Source organism: Pseudomonas sp. CAN1 (assembly GCF_030462585.1).
Lineage (GTDB): Bacteria > Pseudomonadota > Gammaproteobacteria > Pseudomonadales > Pseudomonadaceae > Pseudomonas.
Map to the genome: position 1 here is coordinate 191,154 of NZ_JASMRU010000009.1, position 10,276 is coordinate 201,429.

The following is a 10,276-nucleotide window of genomic DNA, read 5'->3' on the forward strand; positions in this document are numbered from 1 at the left end:
CTAGGCGGGGCTTTTTCATGGGCGCAGGTTATGCCAGACTGCGCCGCAGGAGATGGCATTCCTCCTTCAACCGCCCTTGTGGCTGATGATGCCTACGCATAGACCTGGAAAGGCGCGTAGGCGCTCGCCTGCAGCCTGTCCAAAACACCCTCCCCAGGACAGGACCATGTGGAAATCGATTCTCGCCGTATCCCTCGGAGCCGCTCTCGGCGCACTGCTGCGCTGGGTGCTCGGGCTAAAGCTCAATACCCTGTTGCYTTCGATGCCGCCCGGCACGGTGGTCGCCAACCTGGTTGGCGGCTACATCATCGGCGCTGCCATTGCCTTCTTCGCCAACACGCCCGGCGTCGCGCCGGAGTGGCGCTTGCTGATCATCACCGGCTTCTGCGGTGGCCTGACCACCTTCTCGACCTTCTCCGCCGAAGTCGTGGTGCTGCTGCAGCAAGGTCGCCTGGCCTGGGCGATGGGCACGGTCGCCACGCACCTTGCCGGTTCCCTGCTGATGACCCTGGCCGGCCTCTGGTCGGTACACTGGCTGATGGGCCGCTAGGCCCTGCTGATTGAGCGGCCTGATGGCCCTCGGGAGGTAGAGATGAACGGGTACCAGTTGAAGTTCTTCACCCAGCAGGATCGCAAGCACGCCGGCCTGCCCCTGGCCCAGTGGCTGCTGGAAGAGGCGCGCCGGCAAGGCGTGCGCGGCGCCACGCTGATGACTGCCAGCGAAGGGTTCGGCAAGACCGGGCGCATCCATTACGCGCACTTCTTCGAACTGGCCGACCAGCCCCAGGAAGTCACCATGGCGGTGAGCGAGGAGGAGTGCGCGCGGATCTTCGAGGCCATTCGCCAGGCCGGCGTGAAGCTCTTCTACGTGAAAACGCCGATTGAATTCGGTGTCACCGGCGAGGACGGCTGAGGCTTCTGCGCCGCGCATTGCACCTGGCCAAGGGATATTCGGCAGCGGGTTTGTGAAAATTCCGTCAAAGGCGCTTAAGTTCCATTTAAGCTGGTTACGCTAGGGTGCACTGCTTAAAAGGAGAGCACATGCGCATTCTGCTGGTTGAAGACAATCGGGACATCCTGGCCAACATGGCCGACTACCTGGGCCTCAAGGGCTACACGGTGGATTGCGCCCAGGATGGCCTGTCCGGATTGCACTTGGCGGCGACCTCCCACTACGACCTGATCGTGCTGGACGTCATGCTGCCCGGGCTGGACGGCTTCACCCTGTGCCGCCGCCTGCGCGAAGACGCACGTCGCGACACCCCGGTGATCATGCTGACCGCCCGCGATCAGCTGGATGATCGCCTGCAGGGCTTCCGCTCCGGCGCCGACGACTACCTGCTCAAGCCCTTTGCCCTTTCCGAACTGGCCGCTCGCATCGAAGCGGTACTGCGCCGCAGCCAGGGCGGCGGTCGCCGCGAGCTGCAGGTCGCCGATCTCACCTACAACCTCGACACCCTGGAAGTCATCCGTTCCGGCAAGCCGCTCAAGCTCAACCCCATCGGCCTCAAGCTGCTGGCTGTACTGATGCAGAAGAGCCCGCACGTGGTGCGCCGCGATGTGCTGGAAGAAGCCGTCTGGGGCGACGATTGCCCCGACAGCGACAGCCTGCGCAGCCATGTCCACCAACTGCGCCAGGTGATCGACAAGCCTTTCGACTCCTCGCTGCTGCACACGGTCCACGGCGTCGGCTACAAGCTGGCGGAAGAGACGCATGGAGTATAAGCAGAGCCTCTCCCGCCGGATTGTCTTTGCCTTCGTACTCATGACCGCCGCCGTAGGCGGCCTGTTTTCGGTCGGCATCGTCGGCGTCGTGCATATCGTCGAAGAGCGGCTGATCTCCCGCGACCTGGGCGGTGAACTGGACCGCATCATCAACGAGGACCTGGCGACAGGCCAGGCGCCCAAGCTCGATCCGGGCATGCGCTTCTTCATCAGCGATGGTGCCGGCATCTACGCCATGCCGCCGGCGCTGCGCCGCCTGGATGATGGCTTCCACGAGGTATTTGACGGCGAGCTGTCGTTCCATGCGCTGGTGCGCGACATCGATGGTCGCCGCGTCGTGCTGCTGCAGGACCAGAGCGATTTCGAGGCGCGCGAGCAGATCCTCTATGCCGCCGTGGTCACCGGCTATGTGCTCAGCCTGACCCTGGCCGGGCTGCTCGGCTGGCTGCTGTCGCGCAAGGTCATGGAGCCGGTATCGCGCCTGGCGCGCCAGGTTCGCCATCGCGATCAGCTGCTGGAGCTGGCGCCACCGATGGCGCCGGACTATGCCAACGACGAAGTCGGCGAGCTCGCAGCGGCCTTCGACTACGCCATGGGCCGCCTGCAGGACGTGCTGACCCGCGAGAAGCTCTTCACCAGCGATGTCAGCCATGAGCTGCGTACGCCACTGATGGTGATCGCCACCAGCTGCGAGCTGCTGGCCGAGGAGCCGGGGCTGAGCCCGCGGGCTCGCGCCCAGCTGGCGCGAATGACCGGTGCGGCGGAAGAAATGCGCGATCTGGTGCAGACCTTCCTGCTGCTGGCCCGCGCCCAGCGCAAGGATATGGGCATCGTGACCCAGGCAGGGCTGCGGCAGATCGGTGACGAGCTGGTGGGGCAGTGGCGCAGCACCATCGAGGCGAAGGGGCTGAAGCTGGAGTACTTCCCCGAACAGGCCATGCCCGGTCAGTTCAACGCCTCCTTCCTGCGTTCGGTCATGAGCAACTTATTGCGCAATGCCATGCATTACACCGAAAGCGGCAGTATCCGCTTACAACTTTCCGGCAACGGATTCTGGGTCGAAGACACCGGCGCCGGCATCCCGGAAGCGCAGCGCGAGCGGGTCTTCCAACCCTTCGTGCGGGGCGAGAACCCGCGTGGTGAGGGGCTTGGGCTGGGGCTGTCGCTGGTCAAGCGGATCTGCGCGTCCGAAGGCTGGGATGTCACGCTGCGCCCGGTCGAACCCCATGGCTGTCGCTTCGAAGTTCGCCTAGCCGTCCTTTGACAAAATCTTCACAAGTGCACGACCCGGCTGTGACAGGCTGGCTCGTATCGTTCGCCCTGAATTCGGGAAAGGTAATAATCCGATGACTGACAAACCCGTCGACCTGGAGTTCTCCCAAAAGTACGACCGCCAGCATGCAGAGCGTTATCTGCGCAAGCATCAGGCCGGTCTCTCCAGGAAACTTTCCCATTGGCGTGATGTCCAAGTTGCCCGCCAGGCCCTCAAGCTTGCCGGCCAGCCCAATCTGGTTCTCGACCTGCCGTGTGGCGCCGGTCGTTTCTGGCCGATGCTGGCGGAAAAAGAGAACCGGGTAATCATCGGGGCGGACAACTCCCCGGACATGATTGCCGTCGCTTGTGCCGGCCAACCGAATGAGGTTGTAAAACGCGTCCGACCTTTGCAGACTTCCGCGTTTGCCATTGATCTTCCCGACAATGCGGTCGACAGCATCTTCTCGATGCGCCTGATGCACCATATCGGTGAATCTGACGACCGTTTGACGATGTTGCGCGAATTTCACCGCGTAAGTCGTGATTCGGTGATCCTGTCCATGTGGGTGGATGGCAACTTCAAGTCCTGGAAACGTGCGCGCGCCGAGTCGAATCGCAACAAACACGCTTACCAGAACCGCTTCGTGATTCCCGCCAAGACCATCGAGGCGGAGTTCCGCCAGGCAGGGTTCAAGGTCCAGGATCACATTGATTTCGTCCCGCTCATCCATATGTGGCGGGTCTACATTCTGCGTAAGGAGTGATGGATGGCCGTTGATCTGGCGTCGCTGCAGCAAATTTCCGGTGAGAACGCCATCGACCGTTGGCTCCAGGTACCCGGCAAGTGGGTCGAGGAGCCCAACCGTCGGCGTGGTGGCGAAAGCGGTGTGCAGCGAGTCCTGACCTCCGACGGCCGGATGCTCTATCGCAAGCAGCAGGTTGGCCACATCTATCGCGATCTCCTGCATCCCTTCGGTTACCCGACCGCCATCCGTGAGCGCGACGCCCTGAAGGCCGCCGAGGCCCTGGGCGTGCGCGTACCGACCCTGGTCTACGCCGGCTGCCGCAAGGTGGACGGCGAGTGGCAGGCATTGCTGGTCACCGAGTCTCTGGATGGTTTCTCCAGCCTGGAAGATTGCTACGCCCGCGGCGACCAGGAGCGCTGGGGCGACGCGCTGCACCAAAGAATTCTGCAACATTACGGTAGTACCCTTGCAAAACTTAACGCCGGCCGCTGGCAGCATGGCTGCCTGTACCTCAAGCACGTGTTCGTGCGAGTGGACGGCGACAAGATCGAAGTAGCCCTGATTGACATGGAGAAGGCCCGCCAGCGCTTCAGCGCGCAGCGTGCTGCCCGTCACGATCTTCGTCAGGTGAAGCGCCGTTCGTCGTGGACCGAGACGCAGTGGCAGGCATTTGTCTATGGTTACCAAGCGGCGTTTGGCAGCGCCATCAAAGGGTTGCAGACATGAAGTTAGAAATTACGCGAGGTTTGCTCCTCATCGGTGCGCTTGGGGTGGCAACACTGGCGGCGGCGGCCTGGCATGAGCCGGGGCCTTCGGTCATTTCCAGCACGAGCGGCCTGGACAGCTGCCCGATGCCGGCCAACCTGCGCGTCAAGCAACAGGACATCCGTCCTGACCACGACCTGCTGCTGTTCCTCTTCGGCATGTCCCAGGGAAGCAAGGCCCGCTGATTTCTGATGAATACGCAAAACCCCGCCTCGGCGGGGTTTTTTGTGGGCGACGGGTTTAGACTGCCGGTTCAACGCCTGCAACGAGACGAGCATGAGCGACAGCGTATTTTCCCGGCGGATCGTGCAGAACCTGCTGGACACTGATTTCTACAAGCTGAGCATGATGCAGGCGGTGCTGCACAACTACCCTAACGCCGAGGTGGAGTGGGAGTTCCGCTGCCGCAACGAAGAGGATCTGCGTGCCTACCTGGACCCGCTGCGCGAGCAGGTCGAGCAGCTTGCCGAGCTGTCCTTCTCGCCCCAGGACCTGGCGTTTCTTGAGCGCATTCCCTTCTTCAAGCCTGACTTCATCCGTTTTCTCGGTCTGTTCCGCTTCAACCCCAACTATGTGCAGCTGGGTGTCGAGAATGGCGAGTTCTACCTGCGCCTGCAGGGCCCGTGGCTACACGTCATTCTCTTCGAGGTGCCGCTGCTGGCGACCATCAGCGAAGTGCGCAACCGCCATCGCTACCCGGCCACCTCGCTGAGCGCCGTGCGCGAGCGTCTGCAGGACAAGTTTGACTGGTTGCGCAAGGAAGCCAGCGTCGAGGAACTGGCCGGTTTCAAGATGGCCGATTTCGGCACCCGTCGGCGTTTCTCCTATCCCGTGCAGGAAGCCGTGGTGCGTGACCTGCGCGACGGTTTCCCCGGGCATTTCGTCGGCACCAGCAACGTGCACCTGGCGCGCGAGCTGGGGGTGAAGCCGCTGGGCACCATGGCCCACGAATGGTTGATGGCGCATCAGCAGCTCGGCCCGCGGCTGATCGACAGCCAGGCTGCCGCGCTGGATGCCTGGGTGCGCGAGTATCGCGGGCATCTGGGCATCGCCCTGACCGACTGCATCACCATGGATGCCTTCCTTGCCGATTTCGACCTGTACTTCGCCAAGCTCTTCGATGGCCTGCGCCACGATTCGGGTGAGCCGCTGGAGTGGGCGGAAAAGGCTATTCGGCACTATGAGCAGTTGGGCATCGACCCGCTGACCAAGACGCTGGTGTTCTCCGACGGGCTGAACCTGCCGCGTGCGCTGGAAATCTACCGCGCGCTGCGTGAGCGCATCGACGTCAGCTTCGGCATCGGCACCCATTTCACCTGCGACGTGCCCGGCGTGCAGCCGATGAACATCGTGCTGAAGATGACCGCCTGCAACGGCCATCCGGTGGCGAAGATCTCCGACGCGCCGGGCAAGACCCAGTGCAAGGACGAGAACTTCCTGCACTATCTCAAGCACGTCTTCAAAGTACCCGGCTAGCCGATTGCGCGGCGCGGCATGACGCGCCACTCTTGTTTGATGCAGACGACGCGACAGGTTCACTGGCGCGAGAGGCCCACTGAAGGGGAACAACGGATGTCAGCCACGAACGAACTCATCATCGGTGCAGGGCCGGACGGGCAGCCGGTCGGCCAGTCCTGGAAGCTCGCCAACCGCCACGGCCTGATCGCCGGGGCCACCGGCACCGGCAAGACGGTGACCTTGCAACGCCTAGCCGAATCCTTCAGCGATGCCGGGATTGCCGTGTTCGCCGCCGACATCAAGGGCGACCTCTGTGGCATCGCCGCCGCCGGCAACCCGCAAGGCAAGGTGGCTGAGCGCATCGCCAGCATGCCCTGGCTGGACTACAAGCCCCAGGCCTACCCGGTGAGCATCTGGGACGTCGCCGGCAAGACCGGCCACCCGCTGCGTACCACGCTGTCGGAAATGGGCCCGCTGTTGCTGTCGAACCTGCTGGAACTGACCGAGAGCCAGCAGGCGGCGCTGTTCGCCACCTTCAAGGTGGCCGACCGCGAAGGCCTGCTGCTGCTCGACATGAAGGACCTCAAGGCGCTGCTCAACCACTTCAAGGAGCACCCGGAAGTCCTCGGCGAGGACCGCGCACTGTTCACCGGTGCCTCCTCCCAGGCCTTGCTGCGGCGCCTGGCGCTGCTGGAGCAGCAGGGCGCCGAGGCGTTCTTCGGCGAGCCGGCGCTGCAACTGGAAGATCTGCTGCGCCCCGAAGCCGACGGCCGTGGCCGCATCCACCTGCTCGACGCCAGCAAGTTGGTGCATGAAGCGCCCAAGGTCTACGCGACCTTCCTGCTCTGGCTGCTGGCCGAGCTGTTCGAGCAGCTGCCCGAGCGCGGCGATGCGGACAAACCGATCCTGGCGCTGTTCTTCGACGAGGCGCACCTGTTGTTCAACGGCACGCCCAAGGCCCTGCAGGACCGCCTGGAGCAGGTGGTGCGGTTGATCCGTTCCAAGGGCGTGGGCGTCTACTTCGTCACCCAGTCGCCCGGTGACCTGCCGGACGACGTGCTGGCGCAACTCGGCCTGCGCATCCAGCACGGCCTGCGCGCCTTCACCGCCAAGGAGCAGAAGTCCCTGCGCGCGGTGGCCGATGGTTTCCGCCCGAATCCCGCGTTCGACACGCTCAAGGTGCTCACCGAACTGGGCATCGGCGAGGCGCTGGTCGGCACCCTGGAAGAGAAGGGCACGCCGGCGATGGTCCAGCGCGTGGCCGTGGCTCCGCCGCAGTCGCGTATCGGCCCGCTGACCGAGGCCGAGCGCGCCGACGTCATCCGCCGTTCGCCGCTGGCCGGCCGCTATGACCAGCCGATCGACCGCGAATCGGCCTACGAGAAACTCACCGGCCGCGCCGACGACAAGATGGCGCCGACTGAAGAGAAGAAGGACACCGGCACCGACTTCGGCGGCATGGCCGGCGAGATCCTCGGCTCCCTGGCCAGCCAGGTCAGCAAGACCGTGGTGCGCCAGGCGGCGAACCAGATCGGCCGGCAGCTGGTGCGCGGCCTGATGGGGGCGTTGCTGGGCGGTAGCAAGCGGCGCTGATATCGGCAGTGGGGGGCGGTTCGCGAGCAAGGACTGGGCGTCCCCCTCGGTCCTACGAAGAGCAGACGTTGCGCTCGCCGGATGAACACCTGTAGGAGCGAGCTTGCTCGCGAACAAAAAAGGCGCCCGAAGGCGCCTTTTTCATGTCCGCAGTCATCAGATACGGAAGCTGTCCACCAGTTGGCGCAGGCGGCCGGCCTGGTTTTCCAGGTCGGCGCAGGCGCGCAGGGTGGCTTGCAGGTTTTCCACGCCTTCCTGATTCAGCGTGTTGATCTCGGTGATGTCCATGTTCAGCGAGTCGACCACCGCGGTCTGCTCCTCGGTGGCGGTGGCCACCGACTGGTTCATCGAGTCGATCTCGCCGATGCGGTGGGTAACGCTGGCCAGGCGCTCGCCGGCACGGTTGGCAATCTCCACGCTCTCCAGGCTGTAGCGCTGGCTCTCGGTCATGGTGTCCACGGCCTCGCGGGCGCCGACCTGCAGCTCCTCGATCATCTTCTGGATCTGCTGCGCTGATTCCTGGGCGCGGTGGGCGAGGTTGCGTACTTCGTCGGCCACCACGGCGAAACCGCGGCCGGCTTCACCGGCGCGGGCGGCTTCGATGGCGGCGTTCAGCGCCAGCAGGTTGGTCTGCTCGGAGATGCCCTTGATCACCTCCAGGATCTGCCCGATGTTCACCGTGCGGCTGTTCAGCGACTCGATGTTGGCGCAGGCGGAGCTGATCTTGTCGGACAGCATGTTCATTGCGCTGATGGTCTGCTCGACCACCTGGCGCCCGTCACCGGCCTGATGCGAAGCATCCGTGGCGTGGTGCGAGGCGTCGGCGGCGTTGCGGGCGATTTCCTGGGCAGCAGCGCCCAGTTCGTTGATCGCCGCGGCGACGCTGTTGGTGCGGTTGGACTGCTCGTCGGAATTGCTCATCGACGAGTTGGAGGCGTTCACCACCAACTGCGAGACGTCGTGCAGCTGGCGCGCGGTGGAGGCCACTTCGCGGATCGATTCGTGGATACGCTCGACGAAGCGGTTGAAGGCATTGCCCAGCACGCCGAACTCGTCGTTGCTGGCGACCTTCAGGCGCTTGGTCAGATCGCCTTCGCCCTGGGCGATGTCTTCCATGGCGCGGCCCATGGTGGTCAACGGCTGCATCAGCACGCGGATCAGCATGCCCAGCAGGAGCAGGATGGCGACGATGGCGATGGCCGCCGCGACGATGGCCGAGGCGCGGAACTTGCTCAGCATGGAGTAGGCGGCGTCCTTGTCGATGGACAGGCCGATGTACCAGTTCACCGACGGCAGGCCTTTCACCTGGGTGAAGCTGAGGATGCGCTCGTGGCCGTTGAGTTCGGCCTCGCTGAAGCCGCTGCCGATCCTCGGTGTGTTCTGCGGGTAGACGTCGGCCAGGGTCTTCATGATCTGGTTCTTGTCCGGGTGCACGAGGATCTTGCCGTCGCCGCTGACCAGGAAGGCGTAGCCCATGCCGCTGAAGTCCAGCGAGTTGATGATCTGCACCAGGGTCTGCAGGCCGAGGTCGCCGCCGACCACGCCGAGGGTCTTGCCGCCGGCACGGGCCGGGGTGGCGACGGTCATGATCAGCTGCTGGGTGGCTGCGTCGATGTAGGGTTCGGTCAGCGTGGTGCCGCCGGCTGCCAGGGCATCCTTGTACCAGGGGCGGGTGCGCGGGTCGTAGCCGTCGGGCATGGCCTCGTTCGGGCGCATGGTGAAGGCGCCGTCTTCCTGGCCCAGGTAGGTGAAGATGAAGGTCTTGCGCAGCGTCTCCTGCTCCAGCAGGCCGGTCAGTTGCTCGGGCGAGCTGTCGCGTGCGAGGGTCTGGGCGGTGCTTTCGATCAGCAGCAGCCGGCCGCTGAGCCAGTTCTGGATGTTGCTGGCGGTGACGTCGCCCATTTCCCGCAGGTAGTCCTCGAGGTCCTCGCGGATCGCGTTGCGCTGCAGGTAGTCGTTGTAGAGGGTGAAGAGGGCGAATGCCGAGAAGACAACAAGAGAAGCGGCCAGGAGGATCTTATGGCTGAATTTCAGGCTCTTGATCATGCTGCGTCGAGTCCGGAGGTAGTGGGATGCCTGAACGGCGTGGTTCCGGGCGACAGATCCGGTGTCGCCGCAGAGCGCCCGTTCCCGTGGTGTGGAACGAACGGCGCCGGCGCGGCGGATGGCCGTGCGGGCGTGGCCGGAACTCCCTTGTGCCGGCGGTGACGACAGGCCCGGTTTGTTGGTTGGTATCAAAGGCCTTCACCCTTGATTTCGGCGTGCCTGGAGGAAGCTTGAAGAAGTCGGACGAACGGTAGAGGTGGCTCTGTGGCGGGTGTTTCAGCGGTGATACACAGCGACTAAAAGTCTATGGCGCCGAAGTCGCCCCGTAGGAGCGGACCTTGTCCGCGAAGCCTGACCGGCGCTCCCGGAACGGCCCGGCAGAAAGCGGACCTCTTCGCGGACAAGGTCCGCTCCTACAGGGTGATCCTCTGCCGAAGCCAAACCGGTACCCATGAAAAAGGCGCCCGAAGGCGCCTTTTTCATGTCAGCAACCCAGATCTCGGGGCTTGTGAGCCATTCCATAGTGGGGGATGTCCGTTAAGGGGTGGTGGGGAAATTCGGGCCGCGCCAGCGGCGGATAGCCTTCTGGAAGAACAGGTTGTTCGGCACCTGTAGCAGAGCGCCGGGCGTGCCGTCTTCGTTGGTTTCTTCCAGGGTGGTGTAGAGCAGGTTGATCGCGATCACCCGCC

10 protein-coding genes, 1 pseudogene and 1 riboswitch are annotated in these 10,276 nt (G+C 64.1%); of the genes and pseudogenes, 9 read left to right on the forward strand and 2 right to left on the reverse strand.

The window, feature by feature from the left end; translation table 11 throughout:
- The first annotated feature begins 39 nt into the window (after nt 1-39).
- Nucleotides 40-102: riboswitch (Fluoride riboswitch) on the forward strand.
- A 64-nt stretch (nt 103-166) separates the two neighbouring features.
- From crcB to QO207_RS15410, 9 genes are all read left to right on the forward strand, one after another.
- Nucleotides 167-550, forward strand: a complete 384-nt coding sequence (gene crcB / locus QO207_RS15370) for a fluoride efflux transporter CrcB (protein ID WP_301533228.1) — start codon at nt 167-169, stop codon at nt 548-550.
- Between the two features lie 42 nt (nt 551-592).
- Nucleotides 593-913, forward strand: a complete 321-nt coding sequence (locus tag QO207_RS15375) for a DUF190 domain-containing protein (protein WP_301533229.1) — start codon at nt 593-595, stop codon at nt 911-913.
- Between the two features lie 128 nt (nt 914-1,041).
- Complete coding sequence (locus QO207_RS15380) at nt 1,042-1,725, forward strand: response regulator transcription factor (protein WP_301533230.1); 684 nt, start codon at nt 1,042-1,044, stop codon at nt 1,723-1,725.
- A complete protein-coding gene (locus QO207_RS15385) occupies nt 1,715-2,989 on the forward strand; it encodes a HAMP domain-containing sensor histidine kinase (protein ID WP_301533231.1) in 1,275 nt (424 codons plus the stop codon). The genes QO207_RS15380 and QO207_RS15385 overlap by 11 nt, the downstream gene beginning before the upstream one ends.
- Nucleotides 2,990-3,071: 82 nt before the next feature.
- Complete coding sequence (locus tag QO207_RS15390; RefSeq protein WP_301533232.1) at nt 3,072-3,743, forward strand: class I SAM-dependent methyltransferase; 672 nt, start codon at nt 3,072-3,074, stop codon at nt 3,741-3,743.
- Nucleotides 3,744-3,746: 3 nt separating this feature from the next.
- Nucleotides 3,747-4,451, forward strand: a complete 705-nt coding sequence (locus QO207_RS15395) for a lipopolysaccharide kinase InaA family protein (protein WP_301533233.1) — start codon at nt 3,747-3,749, stop codon at nt 4,449-4,451.
- A complete protein-coding gene (locus QO207_RS15400) occupies nt 4,448-4,675 on the forward strand; it encodes a hypothetical protein (RefSeq protein WP_301533234.1) in 228 nt (75 codons plus the stop codon). Before QO207_RS15395 ends, QO207_RS15400 begins: the two co-directional genes overlap by 4 nt.
- 91 nt (nt 4,676-4,766) lie before the next feature.
- Nucleotides 4,767-5,966 (forward strand): nicotinate phosphoribosyltransferase, encoded by a 1,200-nt coding sequence (pncB, locus tag QO207_RS15405; protein WP_301533235.1) that lies wholly within the window; start codon nt 4,767-4,769, stop codon nt 5,964-5,966.
- A gap of 96 nt (nt 5,967-6,062) precedes the next feature.
- Nucleotides 6,063-7,541 carry a helicase HerA-like domain-containing protein gene (locus QO207_RS15410; protein ID WP_301533236.1) on the forward strand — a complete coding sequence of 493 codons (1,479 nt, stop codon included), beginning with the start codon at nt 6,063-6,065 and terminating at the stop codon, nt 7,539-7,541.
- 156 nt (nt 7,542-7,697) lie between these two features.
- Here the strand turns inward: QO207_RS15410 and QO207_RS15415 are convergent, their stop codons facing one another.
- Entirely contained in the window at nt 7,698-9,587 is a 1,890-nt protein-coding gene (locus tag QO207_RS15415; RefSeq protein ID WP_301533237.1) for a methyl-accepting chemotaxis protein, read from the reverse strand.
- 537 nt (nt 9,588-10,124) lie between these two features.
- Nucleotides 10,125-10,276, reverse strand: a pseudogene (locus QO207_RS15420) (mechanosensitive ion channel family protein); the annotation flags it as partial.